The 21,031-nt window shown below is 38.6% G+C and carries 23 protein-coding genes and 3 pseudogenes; 20 read left to right on the top strand and 6 right to left on the bottom strand.

Annotation, left to right across the window (positions count from 1 at the left end):
• Positions 1-131: pseudogene (locus tag AAZR93_RS20770) on the top strand (IS6 family transposase); the annotation flags it as partial.
• Positions 132-423: 292 nt separating this feature from the next.
• Here the strand turns inward: AAZR93_RS20770 and AAZR93_RS20775 are convergent.
• A complete protein-coding gene (locus AAZR93_RS20775) occupies positions 424-981 on the bottom strand; it encodes a tyrosine-type DNA invertase (RefSeq protein WP_434720951.1) in 558 nt (185 codons plus the stop codon).
• Positions 982-1,393: 412 nt separating this feature from the next.
• A complete protein-coding gene (locus AAZR93_RS20780; RefSeq protein WP_434720952.1) occupies positions 1,394-2,098 on the bottom strand; it encodes an IS6 family transposase in 705 nt (234 codons plus the stop codon).
• Positions 2,099-3,222: 1,124 nt separating this feature from the next.
• Between AAZR93_RS20780 and AAZR93_RS20785 the strand changes: the two genes are divergently transcribed.
• The 10 genes from AAZR93_RS20785 to AAZR93_RS20830 all read left to right on the top strand — a co-directional run bounded on the left by AAZR93_RS20785 (position 3,223) and on the right by AAZR93_RS20830 (position 11,850).
• A complete protein-coding gene (locus AAZR93_RS20785) occupies positions 3,223-3,576 on the top strand; it encodes a helix-turn-helix domain-containing protein (protein ID WP_434720953.1) in 354 nt (117 codons plus the stop codon).
• 225 nt (positions 3,577-3,801) lie between these two features.
• Complete coding sequence (locus tag AAZR93_RS20790) at positions 3,802-4,323, top strand: fimbrial protein (protein ID WP_434720954.1); 522 nt, start codon at positions 3,802-3,804, stop codon at positions 4,321-4,323.
• Positions 4,324-4,388: 65 nt separating this feature from the next.
• Positions 4,389-4,919, top strand: a complete 531-nt coding sequence (locus tag AAZR93_RS20795) for a fimbrial protein (protein WP_434720955.1) — start codon at positions 4,389-4,391, stop codon at positions 4,917-4,919.
• Positions 4,920-4,970: 51 nt separating this feature from the next.
• On the top strand, positions 4,971-7,505 hold the full coding sequence (locus AAZR93_RS20800) for an outer membrane usher protein (protein ID WP_434720956.1): 2,535 nt from the start codon (positions 4,971-4,973) through the stop codon (positions 7,503-7,505).
• A 101-nt stretch (positions 7,506-7,606) separates the two neighbouring features.
• Positions 7,607-8,353: a fimbria/pilus periplasmic chaperone gene (locus AAZR93_RS20805; RefSeq protein ID WP_434720957.1), complete on the top strand. Its 747-nt coding sequence runs from the start codon at positions 7,607-7,609 to the stop codon at positions 8,351-8,353.
• Positions 8,354-8,408: 55 nt separating this feature from the next.
• Positions 8,409-9,035, top strand: coding sequence for a fimbrial protein (locus AAZR93_RS20810; RefSeq protein WP_434720958.1), 627 nt, complete (start codon positions 8,409-8,411; stop codon positions 9,033-9,035).
• A 19-nt stretch (positions 9,036-9,054) separates the two neighbouring features.
• Complete coding sequence (locus AAZR93_RS20815) at positions 9,055-9,591, top strand: fimbrial protein (protein WP_434720959.1); 537 nt, start codon at positions 9,055-9,057, stop codon at positions 9,589-9,591.
• Complete coding sequence (locus AAZR93_RS20820) at positions 9,588-10,112, top strand: fimbrial protein (protein WP_434720960.1); 525 nt, start codon at positions 9,588-9,590, stop codon at positions 10,110-10,112. The genes AAZR93_RS20815 and AAZR93_RS20820 overlap by 4 nt, the downstream gene beginning before the upstream one ends.
• Positions 10,109-10,672, top strand: a complete 564-nt coding sequence (locus AAZR93_RS20825) for a fimbrial protein (RefSeq protein ID WP_434720961.1) — start codon at positions 10,109-10,111, stop codon at positions 10,670-10,672. The genes AAZR93_RS20820 and AAZR93_RS20825 overlap by 4 nt, the downstream gene beginning before the upstream one ends.
• Positions 10,673-10,722: 50 nt before the next feature.
• Positions 10,723-11,850 carry a hypothetical protein gene (locus AAZR93_RS20830; RefSeq protein WP_434720962.1) on the top strand — a complete coding sequence of 376 codons (1,128 nt, stop codon included), beginning with the start codon at positions 10,723-10,725 and terminating at the stop codon, positions 11,848-11,850.
• Positions 11,851-12,302: 452 nt separating this feature from the next.
• On the opposite strand, the pseudogene AAZR93_RS20835 reads toward AAZR93_RS20830, so the two are convergent.
• Positions 12,303-13,506 (bottom strand): annotated as a pseudogene (locus AAZR93_RS20835) (IS91 family transposase).
• Positions 13,507-14,211: 705 nt separating this feature from the next.
• Between AAZR93_RS20835 and AAZR93_RS20840 the strand changes: the two are divergent.
• The 5 genes and pseudogenes from AAZR93_RS20840 to AAZR93_RS20860 all read left to right on the top strand — a co-directional run bounded on the left by AAZR93_RS20840 (position 14,212) and on the right by AAZR93_RS20860 (position 16,757).
• Positions 14,212-14,529 carry a helix-turn-helix domain-containing protein gene (locus AAZR93_RS20840; RefSeq protein WP_434720963.1) on the top strand — a complete coding sequence of 106 codons (318 nt, stop codon included), beginning with the start codon at positions 14,212-14,214 and terminating at the stop codon, positions 14,527-14,529.
• 120 nt (positions 14,530-14,649) lie between these two features.
• A pseudogene (locus AAZR93_RS20845) lies at positions 14,650-15,144 on the top strand (fimbrial protein).
• Positions 15,145-15,264: 120 nt separating this feature from the next.
• Entirely contained in the window at positions 15,265-15,744 is a 480-nt protein-coding gene (locus AAZR93_RS20850) for a fimbrial protein (protein WP_434720964.1), read from the top strand.
• 39 nt (positions 15,745-15,783) lie between these two features.
• Positions 15,784-15,984 carry a hypothetical protein gene (locus AAZR93_RS20855; RefSeq protein ID WP_434720965.1) on the top strand — a complete coding sequence of 67 codons (201 nt, stop codon included), beginning with the start codon at positions 15,784-15,786 and terminating at the stop codon, positions 15,982-15,984.
• Between the two features lie 50 nt (positions 15,985-16,034).
• Positions 16,035-16,757, top strand: coding sequence for a fimbria/pilus outer membrane usher protein (locus tag AAZR93_RS20860; RefSeq protein WP_434720978.1), 723 nt, complete (start codon positions 16,035-16,037; stop codon positions 16,755-16,757).
• A gap of 122 nt (positions 16,758-16,879) precedes the next feature.
• Here the strand turns inward: AAZR93_RS20860 and AAZR93_RS20865 are convergent, their stop codons facing one another.
• Positions 16,880-17,359 (bottom strand): GNAT family N-acetyltransferase, encoded by a 480-nt coding sequence (locus tag AAZR93_RS20865; protein WP_434720966.1) that lies wholly within the window; start codon positions 17,357-17,359, stop codon positions 16,880-16,882.
• Positions 17,359-17,625, bottom strand: a complete 267-nt coding sequence (locus tag AAZR93_RS20870; RefSeq protein WP_434720967.1) for a DUF1778 domain-containing protein — start codon at positions 17,623-17,625, stop codon at positions 17,359-17,361. Before AAZR93_RS20870 ends, AAZR93_RS20865 begins: the two co-directional genes overlap by 1 nt.
• A gap of 196 nt (positions 17,626-17,821) precedes the next feature.
• Here AAZR93_RS20870 and AAZR93_RS20875 point away from each other — a divergent pair, with 196 nt between their 5' ends.
• Both AAZR93_RS20875 and AAZR93_RS20880 read left to right on the top strand, forming a co-directional pair.
• On the top strand, positions 17,822-18,166 hold the full coding sequence (locus tag AAZR93_RS20875) for a toxin (RefSeq protein WP_434720979.1): 345 nt from the start codon (positions 17,822-17,824) through the stop codon (positions 18,164-18,166).
• Positions 18,159-18,470, top strand: coding sequence for a helix-turn-helix domain-containing protein (locus AAZR93_RS20880; RefSeq protein ID WP_115168368.1), 312 nt, complete (start codon positions 18,159-18,161; stop codon positions 18,468-18,470). The genes AAZR93_RS20875 and AAZR93_RS20880 overlap by 8 nt, the downstream gene beginning before the upstream one ends.
• Positions 18,471-18,764: 294 nt before the next feature.
• Here AAZR93_RS20880 and cspE read toward each other — a convergent pair whose 3' ends face one another.
• Positions 18,765-18,977 (bottom strand): transcription antiterminator/RNA stability regulator CspE, encoded by a 213-nt coding sequence (gene cspE / locus AAZR93_RS20885; RefSeq protein WP_264634113.1) that lies wholly within the window; start codon positions 18,975-18,977, stop codon positions 18,765-18,767.
• A 1,143-nt stretch (positions 18,978-20,120) separates the two neighbouring features.
• On the opposite strand from cspE, the gene AAZR93_RS20890 reads away from it, so the two are divergent.
• Together AAZR93_RS20890 and AAZR93_RS20895 are read left to right on the top strand one after the other, a co-directional pair.
• The gene (locus AAZR93_RS20890) at positions 20,121-20,372 is read left to right on the top strand and encodes a type II toxin-antitoxin system Phd/YefM family antitoxin (protein ID WP_222961158.1); all 252 of its coding nucleotides are present in this window, start codon (positions 20,121-20,123) and stop codon (positions 20,370-20,372) included.
• Positions 20,362-20,643, top strand: a complete 282-nt coding sequence (locus AAZR93_RS20895) for a type II toxin-antitoxin system RelE family toxin (protein ID WP_166687466.1) — start codon at positions 20,362-20,364, stop codon at positions 20,641-20,643. Before AAZR93_RS20890 ends, AAZR93_RS20895 begins: the two co-directional genes overlap by 11 nt.
• Positions 20,644-21,031: the final 388 nt, after the last annotated feature.

Consider the following 21,031-nt stretch of genomic DNA (forward strand, 5'->3'; position numbering starts at 1 on the left):
TTAAAACAGCACATGCGACCATTAAAGGAATTGAGGTGATGCGTGCGCTTCGCAAAGGTCAAGCTGAACATTTTTACTATGGCCAACCGTTAGGAGAAGTGCGCCTCGTGAATAGAGTATTCGGACTCTAATCCACTTTTGAGCGGAAAAGCTCAACTTCACGATTCTATTTGCAACAGTGCCCTTAAAACTCAGGTAATTGTCTAAGAAGCAGTCTAGACGATGAAAATACAAACAAAAACCATTCGATGAAACTAATGATCGGTAATCAGCATAGAGAAGGGACGGTCAGGATATTTGAGAAAAATATATCCAACATCCTAACCATTAAATACTTAAAAATCAATATAATCAGTCTTTAATGCCTTATAAATATTTATGTTGGTTAAAGCCACACAAATTTACTACCTAATTCCCTCTTATTTAGCGTTCTTTCCAAATATCATTAAATCGCTTTTGATTACTTGCGGTATAAATTACTGTGTGTGAAATATTACGATGTCCTAAATAGTCTTGGATCAAACGAGTGTCACGTCCTAAATCCGCTAAAGCATATCCACACCCATGTCGCAACATATGAGGATGAACCTTAATCTCCAAGTTTGCTAATTGACCATATTTTTGAATTAAGCGATAAATTCGAGAGCGTGATAATGGCCGATGTTTTTGAGAAAGAAATAACCAATTATTATCTGTAGCTTTAAAATGTTTACGTTCTTCTAACCAAGCTTGAATGGCTACTGTTTCGTCTGAATGTAGCGGTTGAATTGTTGATAACCCACCTTTAAGGCGTCGTACATAAACAACGCTTTGAACTAAATCAATATCACTTACCCCTAAACTCCCCAATTCGCTGACACGAAAACCATGTAAAAACCCCATTAGTAGTAAGCAATAATCTCGTTCAGGGTAACGCCCTTGTTTTGTTGCCTCAAGCAATCTATCAATTTCATTACGGGTTAGAAATTTTCGCTGTTTCATTTTACGTCATCACACTCATAGTTAATTTCATTAGATTAATAACCAATATGGTAATGTTACAATGTATATAAACGCTTGTCTTGATGATAAAAATACAGAATAAACTAATAGGACAATATTCCATATTAAAACGTTGTTTTAATGATTGTCACTCAATAGGTCGTTTTTGTGACAATCAAAGCTGTTACTAAAGGGGTCCGCTTGGAAAACGGAAAATATCCTACGCCAAGCCTATTTTTTATACAAAAAGGGGATTTCAGTGGTTCTGGTGTAAACTCCTTAACAATTAAAATGTCGAGGTTATTTGTCTTGATGTATGTAACACTCTAAGAATACGGATGTTTGAATTTTCTTTTATGTAGGCACTGTTGCAAATAGAATCGTGAAGTTGAGCTTTTCCGCTCAAAGTGGATTAGAGTCCGAATACTCTATTCACGAGGCGCACTTCTCCTAACGGTTGACCATAGTAAAAATGTTCAGCTTGACCTTTGCGAAGCGCACGCATCACCTCAATTCCTTTAATGGTCGCATGTGCTGTTTTAATTGATTTAAACCCTAAGGTGGGATTAATCACGCGCTTCAATTTTCCATGATCGCATTCAATGACATTATTGTGAAATTTGATTTGTCGATGTTCTACATGTGTAGGGCATTTTCCTTCTTTTTTGAGAAGGTTAAGTGCTCGGCCATAAGGTGCGGCTTTATCTGTATTGATAACCCTGGGGATTTGCCATTTTTTAACGCGATTGAATATTTTTCTTAAAAATCGATAAGCCGCCTTGGTATTACGACGCGGCGAGAGATAAAATTCAATGGTGTGCCCCCGACTATCGACAGCGCGGTAAAGGTACGTCCATTTTCCATTCACTTTGATATAAGTTTCGTCTAAATGCCAATTGTTGAGGTCGGAGGGATTACACCAATACCAACGTAACCGCTTTTCTATTTCTGGTGCATAACGTTGAACCCAGCGATAGATTGTCGTGTGATCTACATTTACACCGCGCTCAGCCAACATTTCCTGAAGTTCTCGGTAACTGATACCGTATTTGCAGTACCAACGCACAGCCCAAAGGATGATAATACCTGTGAAATGACGACCTTTAAATGCATTCACCAAACGGGCCTCAGTAATGAAATAGTTAATTTAGCATACCGGCTACTTAAACTTTGCAACAGTGCCTGAAAAAGCCCATACGGTTGCAATTGTATTTGCAAAGGGTGCTAAAATAATATCATGCTCATCTTTTCTTGAAGCTCCACAGAAGAATTTTAATGAGTATAATCCGATTAAAAAAGTCAAAGAGCTTAACAACAAGAAGATGATTAGAGATTCAATAAATGATGCTCTAAAGAAGAAGTTCATAATTAGCCTGCTATATTTTCCTGAAATTTTAAATTACTCATCTATCTTAATTTAAGAAAAAATTTAATTAGTTCATTTTTTTGCTTTTGAATTCCCTACTTTCTTTTTTTTTGATTATCATTTTATGATTATTTAGTTTGGTTTTAATTAGTCATTGCGACTATCGTTAAGCGAAATCTGATTATTATAACGACTGATATAAATATAAATCTATAGTGTAATGATGTTATTGGCCATTATAAGTAAAGTTAAAATCTATGTTTTTTTACATCGTGATAAAGTGACGGATCGAGTATTTTTCATCCTGGGATGTTTCCATCCTTCATAAATAAAGTTATTAGATCTAATTATTTTTAATAAACTATTTTTGTTAATGTATCTTTGATATTTTTAAAACCAAATCATAATACGAATATTTTAACATTATTACGAGGCGTGATCATCATAAGTTGTAACTGAGTTACATAAAAACCACTAATCTTAACATCTTGATAAATTGGTATTATTTTATTTATAACGCAACAGTTTGAATCAATTTGTTGCATTGTTGATGATGTCGATAAGTTTAATGGTTAATAAAATAAAATCAAACGACGCAATCTCAGTAATGACAACAATTTGCGAGTAATTTACACATATTAATTGTGACTTTTATGTTGGGAAATTTAAAAAAAACAATTACCTAGGAAACCAATCAGTAATGGATGATTGACATGCAATGGTGTAAAATTTCAAATTAAGCTTAATTAGACTAATAAATAAGAGTAATAATCTAATATTTACACTTTTTAACACATTAAATGGCTTATTGGTAAGTAATGCAACAAATTGATTCATTTAGTTGTGTTTTCTATTATCTAAAATGGCGGGTCATCATGCGACATTCCAATACTGACAATTCTATATTAGAGGTAAAGCAACATTTCAGTTATGCAGTAGGTCGTCAAATTTATTTAATACGAAAACTTCGCGGATTGACCGGAAAAGAGCTAGCCGAAAAATTAGGTGTTTCACAACAGCAAGTTTCTCGTTACGAACGTGGTGTGTGTCGAGTTGATGTCGATATGTTAGTGTATTTATTATATCAGCTAGATACTTCTTTGGATGACTTTTTTATAAAAGTCTCTTTAATAATCAAAAATGAATCACCAAAAATATACGCAGAGTATCATTCACTATTTTATCCTGCTATGAATATGTCTCATGATAAATACTTATTTATTAATTAGAGTAATTATTTTAATTGAATTAATTATTTTTAATTTTTGAATGTATTTATTCTTTCCCAACTAGTGAAATGAAAAAAAACTCATTGTGTTAATGAGGGGTTTTTATTTATTTTCATTATTGAAAATAATGGTGTTTTTTATCAAGCATTATTTACATCGTGTCATTTTATATAAATAAATGGCTCGTTCCTATTATTTAATTGAGTTTCCTTTTTAGAGGTAAATATGAAAAAAGTTATTTTAGCAACCTTAATTTCTGGCGCAATGAGTGCATCTGCTTTAGCTGTTGATGCGGGTAGCGGTACCGTAACATTCACAGGTTCTATCATTGAAGCACCTTGCTCGATTGCACCAGGTGAAGAAAACCAAGAAGTGGAATTAGGTCAAGTTTCTAATGTGACGTTAGCCGCAGGTGGTGCTTCTTCTGCACAGCCATTCACTATCCAGTTAGAAGGTTGCAACTTGGAAGGTGATAACCAAGTGACTGTGACCTTTAACGGTACCGAAGCCGTTAATGGTGCAATCGATACAGGATTCCTGCAAATCACCGGAGATGCATCGGGTGCTGCAGTTAAATTAATGAACGCTTCAGGCGCTCAAATCAAAGTGAACAGCGCTAACACCCAAAACTACGTTGCAGGTGATAACACCCTGAAATTCCAAGCTGCATTACAAGGTCTGGACGGTGCAACTGTCGTTCCGGGTAGCTTCCAAGCAGTAACTAACTTCACCCTCGCTTATAACTAAGTCTAGAATTAACCCCTGAAGCAATCTTGCTTCAGGGGATTAATGGTGAAAGGGAGAACACGGTTATGAAGGCAATCTCAGTGAGCACACTGTTACTGGCTAGCCAACTTTTGGCGGTATCGAGCGTACACGCAGAGTTACCCCCTTTATGGGGAAAAGTCAGCATGAATGGCAGCATTGTGGACTCGGCGTGTGCCATCGATACAGGCTCCTATGAGCAATCAGTTGATATGGGAATATTACCCGTCGGCGCGATACGCCAGCAAGGACACGGTCCTGTTCAACCCTTTTCTATTGCATTAATTGGCTGCACGTTAACTCCGTACGATGGTGCTGATTGGCAGGCTTTTTCAGTCACGTTTGACGGTCCCGCTTCCGGTGATTGGTTCACCGTGTCGGGGGAAGCGCGTGGTGTTGCATTATTATTGCAAGATGCTGACGGAAAACCTATTTATCCCGGGAAGTCGACGCCAAAACAAGCCATTGTGCCAGGAAATTCAGTTTTGTATTACGGATTAAGGTTGGTATCGGATGACCGCCCATTACGCCCTGGACAATACCAGACTGCGCTGCGTTTTAAGCTGGATTATTACTAATAACAATACTTGATACCTTTTTCCTGAGCGACATTTTTAGGGATGTTATTTATGTCTTTATTACGACCGATTTTTTTTCGCCCTCGCGGGCTAAGCCTTGCGATTGCCCTTTCCCTTTACGGTCTTTCAGTGCCAGTTTGGGCGGCTGAAGTAATTGAATTTAATACCGAAGTATTGGATTTAGAAGATAAAAATAACATTGACCTAGGACAATTCTCTCGTGCGGGTTACATCATGCCGGGTTTCTATTCATTGACGTTAAAAATCAATGATGAGCAGCTACCTGAGGTTTCGGTGCCGTTTTATGTCCCCGTTGATGATCCCAATGGCAGTGATGCCTGTTTATCGCCCGAGGTTGTTTCACAATTGGGGCTTACTCCATCGACACTTAAAGAGGCAACATGGTGGCATGATGAGCAGTGCCTTACTCTCAATAGTATTCCCGGTATGCAGGTACGTGGAGATTTAGCCACTTCGTCCTTATACGTCAGTATTCCGCAAGCCTACCTTGAATACACCGCACCGAACTGGGATCCGCCATCTCGCTGGGATGACGGTATTACTGCGTTAATGCTCGATTATAACGTCAACGGTAGTGCCAATAATTCCTATAACGGCGGACATGATAGCTATGCTTTAAACGGTAATGGTGTTGCCGGTGTTAACTTGGGCGCGTGGCGTTTTCGAGCCGATTGGCAAGGACGATTAAATCATTCAACGGGATCAAGTGATGCCGTCAATAAAGACTTTGATTGGAACCGTTTTTATGTTTATCGAGCCTTACCAAGCCTTGCGGCTAAATTAGTTCTGGGTGAGGACTATTTGGTGTCGAATATGTTCGACTCATTCCGCTTTATCGGCGCCAGTATCCGTTCAGACCTGAATATGTTGCCTCCTAATCTTCGTGGTTATGCGCCAGAAGTTACCGGAATTGCAAAAACGAACGCGACCGTGACGGTAAGCCAACAAGGTCGTGTGTTATATGAAACCCAAGTCGCACCGGGCCCATTTCGGATCCAAGACTTGAGTGATGCCGTGAGCGGTAAGCTCGACGTGACGGTTAAAGAGCAAGATGGTTCAACTCAAGAATTTCAAGTGGATACCGCAAGCCTGCCGTATTTAACCCGTCCAGGCCAAGTTCAGTACAAATTGGCGTTAGGGCAACCGACCAACTATCAACGCCACAGCGAAGGGGACAGTTTTGTCACTGGTGAATTTTCGTGGGGGGTGAACAATGGGTGGTCATTGTTTGGTGGCAGCTTAAACAGTCAAAACTATAATGCGGTATCACTGGGTGTCGGTCGTGATTTACTGGCTTTTGGTGCATTGTCATTTGATATTACCCAATCTTTCGCACGTTTACCGGGCATGGGGCAACTCAGTGGTGGCTCTTACCGTATCAACTACTCGAAGCGGTTTGAAGCGATTGATAGCACCATCCAATTTGCAGGATATCGTTTCTCCGAACGTGACTTTATGTCGATGTCAGATTTCCTCAGCGCATTGAACGCGGGCGAACGTTACGGCGGTAGTAAAGAGCTCTACACAGTCTCACTGAATAAGAATTTCAGTGATCTCGGCATGTCGTTATACCTCAATTATAACCATCAGACCTATTGGGATCAGCCGGATAATGACTATTACAGTGTCATGCTGTCGAAATACATGGACATTGGTCCGCTGAAAAACGTCAGCATTAACCTGTCGGCGAACCGCAGTATCTATAACGGCGTGAAGGATGACAGTATCTATCTATCGACCTCGGTCCCGTTGAGTAATGGTGCCAACATGGGGTATTCGTTAAATAGCAGCCGTTACGACACTTCAAATCGAGTGACTTACTATGACCGCATTGATGAGCGAACTACCTACCAGTTAAGCGCTGGTAGCAGTAGAAATGGCAGTACAGGCAGTGCCTTTATTACCCATCAAGCAGATAGTGCGCGTTTAACGGCCAATGCCAGTTATATGCATAACCAATACAGCGCATTTGGGCTATCCGCTAGCGGCGGAATGACCTTAACGGCAGAAGGAGCGGGTATTCATCGGATTAATACTCAAGGTGGTACGCGTTTGTTGGTTGATACGGACGGCGTAGCCGGTGTTCCGATCAAAGGTTTTGGTGCGCCGATTACTTCGAATCGATTTGGTAAAGCTGTCGTTGGCGACGTTAACAGTTACTACCGTAGTAAAGCGCAGATTGATTTGAATGCCCTACCCGATGATATCGATGCACAACAGTCGGTGGTGCAAGCGACCTTAACCGAAGGTGCGGTGGGCTATCGTCATTTTGCTGTGGTGTCAGGACAAAAAGCCATGACGGTACTGCGATTACCCGATGGTAGTTACCCGCCTTTTGGGGCTCAAGTGCAAAATAGCAAAGGACAAAGTACCGGAATTGTTGGCGACGCTGGCAGTGCTTATATCAGTGGGATAAATCCACAAAACATCATGACGGTCTCATGGGGTGAAGATAAAGCCTGCGAAGTGAGATTCCCGGATAGCTTAGACATATTACAAGAATCCTTATTACTCCCGTGCATGCCGACCACATTGTCGGCACCCACAGAAATCGTCGCGCGCTAATTACGCACAAATAACAATAAAGTCCGCGCTCTATCTTGGTAGCGTGAACATAACATGAATACTATGTGGCCGGTTATGGCCACTCAACAAGGTGACAAACCATGAGATTAAAAACCTCTTATCAGGCATTGGCGAGCATCATTGGCCTGACACTACTCGGCAATGCAGCGCAAGCCGCAGTATCAATGGACAGAACACGGGTCATTTTTAATGGCGGCCAAAAATCAATTTCATTGAATATCACCAACAATAACAAACAGCTACCTTATCTTGCACAAGGTTGGTTAGAAAATGTTGAAGGCCAAAAAATTCAATCACCACTGGTTGTCCTGCCACCAGTACAACGCTTGGAGCCGGGTAAATCGAGCCAGTTAAAAATAGAGGCCCTGCCTGCGATTAGTACACTGCCACAAGACAGAGAATCGCTGTTTTATTTTAACATGCGTGAAATTCCACCGAAAAGTGATAAGCCAAACACCTTGCAAATCGCGTTGCAGACCCGTGTGAAACTATTTTATCGCCCGAAAGCTATTATCCCTGAGCAAAACAGCGCACCTTCGCAAGAAAAACTCACCTTAGAAAAGCAAGGCGACCAGTTTATTGTGAAAAATCCAACGCCGTACTATGTGACGATTATTAATGCAACAGCCAACGCAAAATCGTCGAATGGTAAAGATTTTACCCCCTTGATGGTGGCACCTTTTGGGCAAGACAAATTAGGTGTGAGTTCAACACAACTGGGTAATAGCCCTGTGCTGACGTATATCAATGATTACGGCGGACGACCAACCCTCACGTTCAGTTGCCAAGCAACAAGCTGTCAGGTTGTCCCTGAGAATAAAAGCTAATAAAGCCTGAGCCCGCCCGTCGGTGCACAGATTGACAGACTGTAAGGAGTGTCAGATGACTGAACTGCAAATAAAAAATCGGTTCCAACAGGGTTTTATCGCCATGATGTTGGGCTGTACCGTCAGTTTACCGACTATCGCGGCGGACAATAATGGCAATATTTATCGTCCTGTTGATAACTGGAATGTCGATGGTCAACATGGCGTCGTGTATGTGTCCGGCTCATTAATTGAAAGTCCCTGTCACTTGGCGATGACGTCCAGCTATCAAGCGGTAGAGATGGGGAATTTAGATACGGGCACATTGCAACGGATGGGAAAAGGGCTTCCCGTCCCCTTCCAAATTGAACTGGAAGATTGTTTAGAAACCCCGACGCGTTTAGAAAATGTGCAAACAGGTCAAACGGCATGGAGCTCAAGCCAACCCGCGGTAAAAATTCGTTTTTTAGCCCCAACGGTGCCTTTTATGCCCGATTTTGCACGCGTGAATGGTGCACAAGGTTTGGGGTTGGCATTAACCACACAAAATGGCGATTTATTACCTCTCGGTTTGGCAAGTCAACCCCAGCTATTACCATCGGGGCAAAGCAAACTGACCTATTACGTGACGCCAGTAAGAACCGGACAGTTAGAACCAGGTGCATATTCCGCCTTGATTTCGTTTGAAATGCTATACGAATAACCCTCAAGGAATGATGCACATGAATATAAAACAAACAACGTTTCATTGGCGCTCCGCTCAAGGATTGGCGAAAGGTCTTCTTCTGAGCAATTTAATCATGTTTTCAGGATTAGGATTGGCCGCAACCTACACCCTTACCGTCAAAGTGACTGTAGTGGAGAAAACCTGCGATATTTATGGTAACGGAGGCTCCGGCCAACCGATAAGTGTGGACATGGGCGATATTATTATCAAAAACATTGATGGTCAGAGTTATGCCAAGACCGATATTCCATACACGCTGAACTGTGAAGACAGTGCCGATAACCCTGCACTAAAGCTAAAGTTTGATGGCCCAAGGATGACAGGGCAAGCCGCGAATGTGTTGAAAACGTCAGAAAATAATATGGGACTGCGTTTATTGGCGGATGGTACCAATCTTAATTTAGCGACATGGCGTAACTTTAACTATGCCACCAAGCCGCTATTGTCAGTGGTGCCCGTGAGTAGTGGAACTGGCGGCGTCAGTGATGGTGTTTTTACGGCATCGGCGACTCTCAGTGTGGAGTACCAATGATGAAGATAAGCACATTTTTCAGCCGTGGACTATTCGCTTTCTGTGGAGTATTGCCTTTGACCACACAGGCAGTGGACGTCAATTTTTCAGGAAACCTGATTCAAAACCCGCCGTGTGATGTGGCGGGTCCTGATGGCGCGAATCAACCGATTAAAGTGCCATTTGGTGAAGTCGGTATCACCAAAATCAACGGTGTGAACTACCAACAAGATTTTACATTAACACTGAGTTGCGGAACAGGATTGGGTAATGCGGTGGCCTTGTATTTGGAATATCGCGGAATGCCAGCAAACTCCTTTGATAGCAAAGCGTTGCAAGCGAGCCAATCTGGGTTGGGTATTCGCCTCTACCACCAAGGAGTAGTTATCCCGCCGAATACGGGGACTTCAATCACGATGTCAGACAGTGGCACGTCAACTTTGCCGTTATATGCGGTGCCAGTGAAAGACCCAAGTGTATCGGAGACGTTATATGAAGGGGATTTTACGGCCACGGCAAGTGTGGAGATAAATTACCCATGAGCAAACAGGATCGCAGAATAAAAAACATCAACTTGATAAGTGCGGTGATGCTGCTGACCAGTACGTTATCATTGGGTTCACTGGCTGCCAATAGTAATGATATTCAATACAGCGGAACATTGATTACATTACCGTGCACTGTTGACCCACTCTATGAGAATTTTGGGGTTGATTTTGGCGACAATATTAATACCAAGGATTTAGCTAACGGGCAACGTCGTTACAGCAAGGAAGACCTTCTGTTTCATTTGACGGACTGTGATACGTCGCTGGGGAATACGATATCGGCGAAATTTAGTGGGGTGTCCATGACACCCAATGGATTATTAAACGTGGACGCGGGGAGTGAAGCGAGTGGCATTGCGGTTGGGTTAGAAACTCTAAGTGGCGTGGTGCTACCGATAAATAATGCACAAGTAGAGCCAGTAGTTGCGATAACGAATGGTGATATGACTATTCGACTACGGGCATATTTAAAAATAGTGGATGGGATATCCATTGAAGCGATAACACCGGGTTTTTTTTCGGCTACGCTGACCTACACCCTCGTTTATGAATAATTAAGCACTCATAATTTCACTTTATATAATATAAAAAAGTTGCGTATTTTATGAATAATAAATCAATGGTTACGGAAAAAATGAGAAAAATAAAAGTATTTGCCTTTATTTTTTTATCATGTTTTTCACTATATAGTCATGCAGATCAAGCATGGGCGTCGAGTCAATTTTGGAACTACGATTTTCCTGTTGAGAGTGGAATGAGTAAAGAATATTACGGTGCTTACCCTGTATTAAATGGCGAAAAAGGTAAAGTTGTACAAGGTTGTGTTTTAAAAACAAATAATACTTGCACTAGCTCTTGGGATACCTGGGGAGCTGGTTATTTTATTCCTGGAGGAATGATTAAACTAACTGTTAATAATACAATAACACCGGGTGGTAGCAATAATAGTAATGTTTGTTATTTTCGTGGAATTTGGTCGATTGCTAATTCGAATCGTAGGGAATCACGTATTCTGTCTAATGTTTATTCATCAATGTCCCAAACTGTTTCCAATAATAGTTGGACAACTAATACTGTTGTAATGATAACAGATCCTATAATAATTAATAAAAGTTGTAGTGATATAACGCCACAGTGGATATCTGAATCTGGAACACAACTATTAATTCCTGTTAGTAGCACTCCGCTTTATGCAAATATTACAGAATATAACAGTTATGGCGGCATGTTTGGTCCTAAAGGTGAAGGTTCGATTTCTTACATACGTAAATCATCCCCTGGTTATTTTCAATATTCGGCGCTCGTTTGTTCCTCGAATAATATTAGTAAATCCACATGTATTCAAAGCAATATACCTAATTCTGAGGATATTGGTGCTCCAGGAAGTCAAGAGCCAGTGATTCCAACAGAATGTGAAATAAATGGAAACAATATTATTGAAATTGGTAATGTTTCTAAAAAGGATTATCTGGGAGCTCGTAGCCAAACTGATATGAACGTTCAATGCTCTCGAAAAACAACAGTTTCATTAGAGCTAGTAGATGAAAGTCTTAATAAAAATGGTGTAGTTATTAAAATGTCTATAAATAAAAATGGTATTAAAGAGAGTATTCCAGTGAATGCTAGCCAAGCAGCCTCATTTTTTATTGATGCTGAAGTCATTTCTATCGCAGAAAGTACACCTGCGGGTTCATATGAAATGAGTAACATACTTATTGTTTCTTATAATTAGATTTAGTTATTAGCATATTAATTAATACTTAAAATAGGTTATAAAATAACTATAACCGATTAAACTGGAACATTAATCACCTTAAATATTTTGATAAATGGGTATTGTTCAATATTGAAATCGCATTGACCTCGAATAATGATAAGTTTATTGTTCATTATTCAAGGCATCGCGGTTATCTATTCTTTGATCGACAAAATAAGCATGCTCTAATAAACAGATGACAAAAGCAATTTGGTACAGGCATGTTCTGGATGTGCAAAGATTTGATCTACATCGTCCATCTCTACGACTTGATGGTTAGGAAGTTGGATATATCTTTTACACTAATATACTAACCGTCACCCTCTATGCCGATTACCGATCATCAGTTTTATCGAATAGCGGTTGTTTGTATTTTCATCGTTTAGGTTTCTTTTTATACGATCATCTGAATTTTAAGCGGAACATCCCTATGTTGCTTGTCGTAACCATCCTTCTGTTGAAAATTGTTGACGACGCATACCTAATAACGTTGCGGCTCGGAGCCCAGCCTCTGCACTATTAAAAACCATTCTGCTCCCACACAACACACATTGGTACGGATCCACATTCGTAAATTGCTTCATCAGTGACGCAAAGTTCGGTTTTTGCGGTTTATCTTTTATTTGCATGCCTAGCGCATCATAGATTTTCGGTAATAATGTCCCGCGTTTGCGGTTGGCGAGAAAACCATAATACCGGACCATTTTAAAATGGCGGGATGAGATATGGCTGATATAGAGCCACCGCATCTCTTCCTGAGTGAGCCGTTGAATACGATGCCGCCCAGTTCGGTGGTCAAAGTAATGATGGACCACGGCTCCGACGGTGTAATGATGTAATTTTGAGACGGCAATCGGTGGGCGCTTTAAGTAACGACCGAGATAATTGACGTTTTGTCGGGGATTTCGATTCTTTTTTGCAAAGTGAATTTTCCAGCGGCGCTGGAATTGCGCCTCAAGTAATTGGCACCATTCGCGATAGTCACGGATGTGTGGATAGCCCGCAGCCAGTAAGTTAAATGCGGCGTAATTTCTCCGTAGTAGAACAATGATAGTTTGACGCCAGTAACGCTCAACGATTTTCTTTTTGAAAAAGATGGGCCGCCAGATGCCGTGTTTGAGGCAAAGTCCCCCGCGAGTCACGGATAAGTGAATATGTAGATGGGAATTCAGTTGACTCCCATAGGTATGCTTGGCGACAAACAGGCGGATTTCCATACGGAGTTTTTTGGCCCATTTGAGCAGGGTATTGGCGGCGCAAGCGAAAAGTTGGTTGAGAAGTGGCCAATTATTGGCAAAAATTAACCAGAGTTTATCGGGTATGGTGAAGGTAATATGTTGCCATTCACAGTAGGGGAGGATGTGTTGTTGCTAGGCAATCCATTGTTTCGTGGCCTTCATGCCACAGGCACTACATCCTTTACTTTTAGCTTTGGCAGAAATACTTTGTGTGCGAGCAGGTAGGTGAAGCGCAACAATAACGGCGAATGTCCATGGCACTGGTCCGGCAAGCGAGCATCCGTTCGATGACGAGTTTAGTCCACTGAGGTATGGAATGACCATTTTTAACGAGTAGCTGATCCCAGCCATCATCAATCTGGAAAAGGAGTTTTGCGGGTCGTGGTATGTGCATTGAGGGATTATAGCTGAAGTTGTTTGAATAAAGCGCTACTCTGACAGAGCCTTAGCTCCCGCGATCGGCGGGCAACCGTTCAGATGTTCAATACAGATTATTTTTTCTCAAATACTCTTATATGTTACGTTTTATTTTCCTTTAAATTAAAATAAAGATGAATTTGTCATCGCATATTTATTGATATAAATTACCAAATCATTATTTTAAACTTGTTTTGTATAGAAATAACTTCAAATAGGAGTGTGGGTTATGTTATTGATTTATAATGCTTTGTGATCAGTAAAGGTCATTCGCCCTCACCAAGAAACACAAAATAAGAGTTAAATTCGTCATTTTAGTACTGGAATTTGTTACAGCTTGAATGAAGGTATTACAATTTATTAATTAAAGTTAAAAATTTTGTTTATTATGTGAATTAAGTTTTAAAGACTACTTTCATACATCCATTCTCGAATAGTCTCTATTTTGAGACAATTCTTAAACTTTATTATCTCCATGTTTTCATTGGATTAATTATCTTATGTAAATATTGTAAGAACAATGAATATCCTCTTAATTAGCATTTCTGATTATTTGATTTTAAAATTCTACTCTTTATAATTGTCGGCAGTTGAGCGATTAAACGCAAAAACAAATAAAATATTATTATTTTTATATATGAAATTTCATTATATAACTTTTACTATTTATAGGAATATAAAAATGGTTGGGGACAGCACCCAAAACAATTTATTTTCTTTTTATTGCGGAGTAGTGATAAAAAAATTAAGAAAAGAGAAGGGTATTTCAGGATTTAACTTATCCAAACAGATTAATATTTCACAGCAACAAATGTCTCGTTATGAAATAGGTGTTAATAGGCTAAGTATAGATACATTATTTAGTATATTAACAGTTCTTGATGTATCTTTTGAGCAATTATTAAGATTATTAATGACTGAAATTAGAAATAGTGACTCAAATGATGCTTTAATTTTAAAAAATAAAATATCTTTATTAGACTCAATTTACTTTTATTAAAACCAACCATTAATAAAATAAAACCAACCGATTAAATAAATTAATTTAATTGGCATATTAGTGTCGCTATAAATATAGCAACCCAAATTAACTCCATGAAGAATTTTAGTTTCAGGTATTATGAGTTCATCAGCTTTAGCAGTAGAGGCTGGTAGCGGCACCATAACATTCTCTGGTTCAATTATTGAAGCTCCATGTTCAATTGCACCAGGTTAAGAAAATCAAGAAGTTGAATTGGGTCAAGTATCTAATACAACTTTAGATAATGGTGGCGAATCATCAGCTCAACCTTTCCAAATTAAATCAGAAGGTTGTAATCTAAAAGGTGATAACCAAGTCTCTGTAACTTTTAAAGGAACTGAAGCTGAAACAAATACTGGTTTTCTTCAAATCACAGGTAATGCTGCCGGTGCTGCTGTAAAAATCATGAATGCATCTGGTTCTCAAATTAAAGTTAACTCTGCTGCTAAAAAAAATTATGTTGAAGGGAATAATACATTAAAATTCCAAAAATCATTAATTGGTCTTGAATTACTTGATGCTGACGATAAAGCTATCCCTGTAACTCCAGGTAAATTCCAAGCAGTAACTAATTTCACATTAGCTTATAACTAATAAATATTTATAATATGCAATTGCACTGAAAGTTAAAAATACTTGCAGTGCAATTGTTATGGCTAAAATATAAAAATAAATAAAAAAGGAATTAAATTCCTATTATTACTTTTTTTATTAGTGCCCTACTCTCAATATATTTACTCAAAAGACTTAATGTATTTAACCATGCAAGGTAGCATTATGGATACCGCATGTGCCATTGATACAGGATCTTATGAGCAATCTATTGATATGGGTAATTTACCTATTTCATTATTGCGAAATCAAGGCCAAGGGCAGGAACAATCTTTTTTTATTACTTTAATTGGTTGCAAATTAACCTCTTATACCGGCGAATCTTGGAAAATATTTGAAATATCTTTTGATGGTTCCACAAATGGAAATTGGTTTGCTGTATCAGGAACAGCACGCGGTGTCGCACTTTCATTAGCTGATGCAAATGGAATAGCTATTTTGCCAGGAAAAAAACTTGCCCAACAAAATATTCAAGCTGGAAAACATATTTTGGGTTACCAGTTAAGGCTTGTTTCAGATAGAACACTCTTGCGTGTAGGCCAATACCAAACATCGATTCGTTTCAAACTTGATTACTATTAATAAATAATAATTAACTAATTGCTTTTAGGGATGTTCTTTATGTCTTCGCTATCTATTTATACACCACAACTAAAATGGTTGAGTATTATTATTGGGCTAACACTCAGCGGTATTTTACAGACTGCCAGTGCAACTGAACATATTGAATTTAATACTGATGTTTTAGACTTAGAAGACAAAAATAACATTGACTTAAACCAGTTCTCTCGTGCTGGCATATGTTATGCCCGGTGTTTATAACTTTACGCTAAAGGTTAATAGCGAACAAATATCTGAAATTAAAGTACCGTATTACACTCCCCCAGAATGATCCAGAAGGCAGTGAACCATGTTTGTCACCAGAACTGGTCAATAAACTCGGGCTAACTTCAGATTCATTGAATAAACTAACATGGTGGCATGAAGGACAATGTCTTAATCAAGAAAGCTTACCCGGATTATTAATAAGAGATGATTTAGCCACCTCGTCACTCTATATCAGTATTCCTCAAGCTTATATGGAATATACATCGTCAAATTGGGATCCACCCTCTCGTTGGGATAATGGTATTTCAGCATTACTTATTGATTACAATATTAATGCCAATACCACTCATTCCTATAACGATGCTCCAGATTCATCTTCATTAAATAGTAATGGAGTGGCTGGTGTAAACTTAGGTGCTTGGCTATTTAGAGCTGATTGGCAAAGCCGTTATGCCCATACAGCAGGTACTCAAGGCAGTACTCAAACTGACTTCACTTGGAATCGTTTCTATGCCTACCGAGCCTTATCAACATTAAAAGCAAAATTAGTGCTGGGTGAAGACTATTTAACTTCAAGTATCTTTGATGGGTTCCGCTTTATTGGTGCCAGTGTTCAATCAGAGTTAAGTATGATGCCACCAAATTTACGGGGCTATGCCCCTGAAATTACAGGGATTGCAAAAACTAACGCCACTGTTATCGTGAAGCAACAAGGCCGCGTTCTCTATGAAACCCAAGTTGCAACAGTGCCCGTTTATATCATTTAAGTATAACTATATGAAAGGTATAAGTGTTGGTCGAGCAACGTATCATTTTACTTATGTGCATTGACTAAATGATAAGGTATCGTTGAATCCACTTATAAAAGATAAATAAAATGTAGGTTAAATTATAATCTAAGCATCAATGTCATAGGGCTGATAGGGGATGCAGTAAAACCATAGTATTCATAAAATTGTTTTGCTTTATCATTCAAAGCATGAACGAGTAACGCACGAACCCCTGTATTTTCAGCAACAGCTCTAACTCTAACAACAGCATCCTGTAATAAAGAAGCACCAAGTTTTCTTCCCTGAGCACGTAAATCAATTGCTAATCTTCCAAGTACAATAACTGGAATTGGCTCAGGCATGTTTCGACGAACACGACCTGTAGCTTCATTATGTGAAATTGCTCCAGTCGCTAATGCATAATAACCCCAAACGTGTTGATATGAATCAGCAATAACAAAGGTTCGACTGGCTCCATTCAAATGGTTAGATAGAGCCCGACGCTTTAACCAATCATCTAAAGCTGATTCACCACAAAAAAAATCATCAAGTCTATGAGATGATGATAATGGTTTAGGAGCTGATAGTTGCAGATTCACTATATTTCCGTCCATGGTGTTTCTATTGACATTAAACGATCTAGACCAGGGTTAGTATTAACTGGAGCATCAAGTAATAAATTAAATTGCTGAAACTTTTCATTATCTAATTGAAAAAAAACTTGATCTAGTAATATTGCTTGTGCTCTTTCACAAGCGACTTCAAGCATAAAATCAGATCGATTCTTGCCAAGAAGACTAGCAGCCTCATCGATTAAGTCTCGTTGTTCAGGTAAAGCCCGAAGATTAATTGCAGCATTACGCATAATCGTAACTCCCATACACACAATAGATATACAATGGATGCACAATAATCCAATGTGTATCTATTGTCAACACGCGCACATATAGCATATAGGTATACCCTAAAGGCATAGGTGAATTAGCATAAAGTGCAAAATAAATATTGACTATCCCCATTATGGGGATATAGTGATGGTAACTACAAATCTAGGTACAAGTATGAAAGCGTTGTTTGTAGAATTACCCGCTTTTGAGCGATATAGGGAAAGTTATCTAACAGATGATGAGTTTCGAAGCTTTCAAATTATGCTATTAAAAAATCCATTATGTGGTGATGTTATTCAACACACAGGCGGTTTACGGAAAGTTCGATTTTCTGACTCAAAAAGAAATAAAGGAAAACGTGGTGGTACCCGAATAATTTATTATTGGTATTTGGAAAAATCACAATTTTTGTTATTCACTATTTACGGTAAAAACATTGCAGATGATCTAACAACAAGGCAGCGAGAGCAATTAAGTAAGATGTTAGATATGATTAAAAAAAGGAGTAATGATGACTAAACGTGATATTTTTTCTGAGCTCCAAGAAGGAATGGAAGCGTGGAGTGAGTTTAACGAAGGAAAGAAAACGTTAAAAACTCATCGTATCAACATGAAACCTTTGTCTATGACACCTACCGAAGTAAAAGCGATACGAGAGAAATTAAAATTATCTCAAGCAGTCTTCGCTCAGTATTTACATACAGGGGTTACGACATTGCAGAATTGGGAGCAAGGGCTTGCAAAACCTAATAAACAAGCTGTTTTGCTGCTCAAAATGGTAGAAAAAAGACCTGATACTTTAAATGAATTAGCTGGATTTTAATGATTAAAAGGAAGAACCATGACAACGGTTTTTCCTTTTTTTAATTATATTGGGGGGAAAATCGTTGTTAGCCTAATGTTTCATCTATCATCGGGCTTGCTCTGTTTGGCTTATTATTTTCGCTTAGACAACTGTATGTATAAATTAAATACCAAAATATGAGTGTTTCAATTTCATTCTTATTTTTTCATATAAAAAATCCCGCTTTATGAGAGCGGGATTTTTATCGCTATGGCTTAACTGCTCAGGCTATTTGCCCTCATCGCTATCGTAAGCTCTAGCAAATATTAGTTGTTAAAGCGCGAAAACATTACCAGCAGAAGGACCTTTGGCACCATTTTCAATGGTGAATTCTACTTTTTGCCCTTCATCTAAAGTTTTAAAATCGTTACTTTGGATTGCAGAAAAATGTACGAAGACATCTTTGCTGCCATCAGCAGGAGAAATAAAACCAAAACCTTTACCTGCATCAAACCATTTTACTAAACCAGTCATTTTATTAGACATAGATACTTCCTTCTTTAATTTTGAGCCATTAAATATGGCGAACATGGCCTGTTTTTCAGAGAGTTACTTATTGTGCACTTAGGAGGAGACTCATGAGAAAGGGTATCTATGGATAGCACTTGAACTGAGGACTGCTTTACTAAAACTGCTTTCATAAGGTCTGTGTTCCAAACCGATGAGCTATAATAGTCACGTGATGATTGATTTAGCAAGCATTAATTTCACTACTTTTTTACACGTGTATGACGCTTTAGCGTTTTGATTATGTATGTAGGGCGTTAGCGCCCCTTTCATCGAAAAGACCAAAGTTTGCTCGTATCCCTTTGATAACAAGGCTTTCAGAGAAGTACTGGTTTATGGGTAAATAATTTATTTCGCAACTTTCATCGATTTTGATATCTTTGAAATCGTATGCCTTGAACAACCTATCAAATTTTCTATTTAACTATAATTCTTCTTCTCCGTCAGGAGACCTACAATATTTTATTGGTCAGGCGATCTTTATACTTGCCTTCTTGTTTGGCACATTACCCGCCTTGTACTTGTCGACGATGCGTATCCTAGTCATCTTTTCTCGCAACGGCAGCAAACATTCACTCTGTAAACTCATCTGTGCGGCTTATAAATTGATAACTATTTGGAAGATTTAAAGAAACAACGTTTAATCTCCTATGTCGCATAAGATACGTCAATATCCATATTTATAAGGCTAACCTGATCCATCTATTCGGCCGACTCACACTCCTCAAACCAGCAAGCGAGTTGAAGACTCATTAAACGTTAACAAATCATTTTTTGCGCTGGAAAAATTTTGTTCATCCGCCGATGCTCGAAGGTATCCATAAATTCGTGTAATTGTTTTCATCGGTACACTATACGTTGGTGAGTTATACATCTATTTTTAAAACATATTACACTAGAATTTCCCTAGTATATTAAAGGTATACGTATATTGAACTATTAATTATCGATAAAAAAAATTAGTAGTCTTTGGGCTTATTCGCTACCGCGGGTAAAACGTCGATCCGCTATGCAGGCGAGCTGCATTTTAGACCAAAGTTTCAGTTTGAAAATGAAGTGCTTTTAATGGTGCGTTTAAAGGTGTTATAATGAGACTGAAATTATTACTTAGGAGATAAAAGAATGACATATCAAATTTTGAGCGATACGGCAGCGAGCATTACCGACTTGAAAAAAAATCCAATGGGAACGATTGCCGGAGGTGAAGGAAATCCTGTTGCGATTCTTAATAGGAACGAACCTGCGTTTTATTGTGTACCACCTGAATTATTCGCATGGTTTATGGAATTAGCTGAAGATGTTGAACTCAATAAAGTTGCAGATGAACGATTACAATCACTTGATGCGGTGAGTGTGAATATCGATGACCTATAAACTTGAATTCGATAAGCGTGCGTTAAAAGAATGGCAAAAATTGGCTCCCCCGATTAGAAATCAATTTAAAAAAAAATTAGCAGAGCGTCTTGAAAATCCATTTGTGCCATCAGCTCAACTGAGTGGTAAACACAATCGTTATAAAATAAAACTACGATCATTAGGTTACCGCTTAGTTTATGAGGTGGTAGATGAGAAAATTGTTTTGTTGGTTATTGCGGTTGGCAAAAGAGAGGGAAACGCTGTCTACTTTTCGTCGAATGAACGTTAATGTAAAAGCTCTCATTCGACTAGCCCGTTTATTAAAATATTTTAGAGTTGGTCTCATATTGTGACTTAATAGATAACGTATCCTTTAAATGACAAGTATAAGTCAAATGGCATGTAGTTCGCGTGTTAAGTTATACCTACCATATAGTTATACCCAGATGAGATGCTAAAGATTCTTTGAGTAAGCAAAAATAACTTTTTAAAAAATTTTGCATGCGAAATTTATTGCATATCAATATTGATATGCAATAAATTTATGGTATAATCCTCTTAAGATATGAATTTAGATTCATAGCTATCAAAGATACATGAAGTTGTGTCTTTTTAGGCGAAACGCCTGACTCATAGGAGTGGATATGAAAATTGATTTAAATATAAATATAAATATA

It is taken from the genome of Providencia sp. Je.9.19, from assembly GCF_051129765.1.
In the GTDB taxonomy this organism is placed as follows: domain Bacteria; phylum Pseudomonadota; class Gammaproteobacteria; order Enterobacterales; family Enterobacteriaceae; genus Providencia.

Bases quoted from the DNA above. Each gene is read 5' to 3' on its own strand.
- AAZR93_RS20895 (WP_166687466.1), top strand. From the start codon at position 20,362: ATGACCTATAAACTTGAATTCGATAAGCGTGCGTTAAAAGAATGGCAA.
- AAZR93_RS20820 (WP_434720960.1), top strand. From the start codon at position 9,588: ATGATGAAGATAAGCACATTTTTCAGCCGTGGACTATTCGCTTTCTGT.
- AAZR93_RS20825 (WP_434720961.1), top strand. From the start codon at position 10,109: ATGAGCAAACAGGATCGCAGAATAAAAAACATCAACTTGATAAGTGCG.
- AAZR93_RS20875 (WP_434720979.1), top strand. From the start codon at position 17,822: ATGAAAGCGTTGTTTGTAGAATTACCCGCTTTTGAGCGATATAGGGAA.
- AAZR93_RS20775 (WP_434720951.1), bottom strand. From the start codon at position 981: ATGAAACAGCGAAAATTTCTAACCCGTAATGAAATTGATAGATTGCTT.
- AAZR93_RS20790 (WP_434720954.1), top strand. From the start codon at position 3,802: ATGAAAAAAGTTATTTTAGCAACCTTAATTTCTGGCGCAATGAGTGCA.
- AAZR93_RS20880 (WP_115168368.1), top strand. From the start codon at position 18,159: ATGACTAAACGTGATATTTTTTCTGAGCTCCAAGAAGGAATGGAAGCG.
- AAZR93_RS20795 (WP_434720955.1), top strand. From the start codon at position 4,389: ATGAAGGCAATCTCAGTGAGCACACTGTTACTGGCTAGCCAACTTTTG.
- AAZR93_RS20855 (WP_434720965.1), top strand. From the start codon at position 15,784: ATGTCTTCGCTATCTATTTATACACCACAACTAAAATGGTTGAGTATT.
- AAZR93_RS20785 (WP_434720953.1), top strand. From the start codon at position 3,223: ATGCGACATTCCAATACTGACAATTCTATATTAGAGGTAAAGCAACAT.
- AAZR93_RS20870 (WP_434720967.1), bottom strand. From the start codon at position 17,625: ATGCGTAATGCTGCAATTAATCTTCGGGCTTTACCTGAACAACGAGAC.
- AAZR93_RS20800 (WP_434720956.1), top strand. From the start codon at position 4,971: ATGTCTTTATTACGACCGATTTTTTTTCGCCCTCGCGGGCTAAGCCTT.
- AAZR93_RS20890 (WP_222961158.1), top strand. From the start codon at position 20,121: ATGACATATCAAATTTTGAGCGATACGGCAGCGAGCATTACCGACTTG.
- AAZR93_RS20805 (WP_434720957.1), top strand. From the start codon at position 7,607: ATGAGATTAAAAACCTCTTATCAGGCATTGGCGAGCATCATTGGCCTG.
- AAZR93_RS20815 (WP_434720959.1), top strand. From the start codon at position 9,055: ATGAATATAAAACAAACAACGTTTCATTGGCGCTCCGCTCAAGGATTG.
- cspE (WP_264634113.1), bottom strand. From the start codon at position 18,977: ATGTCTAATAAAATGACTGGTTTAGTAAAATGGTTTGATGCAGGTAAA.
- AAZR93_RS20840 (WP_434720963.1), top strand. From the start codon at position 14,212: ATGGTTGGGGACAGCACCCAAAACAATTTATTTTCTTTTTATTGCGGA.
- AAZR93_RS20830 (WP_434720962.1), top strand. From the start codon at position 10,723: ATGAATAATAAATCAATGGTTACGGAAAAAATGAGAAAAATAAAAGTA.
- AAZR93_RS20810 (WP_434720958.1), top strand. From the start codon at position 8,409: ATGACTGAACTGCAAATAAAAAATCGGTTCCAACAGGGTTTTATCGCC.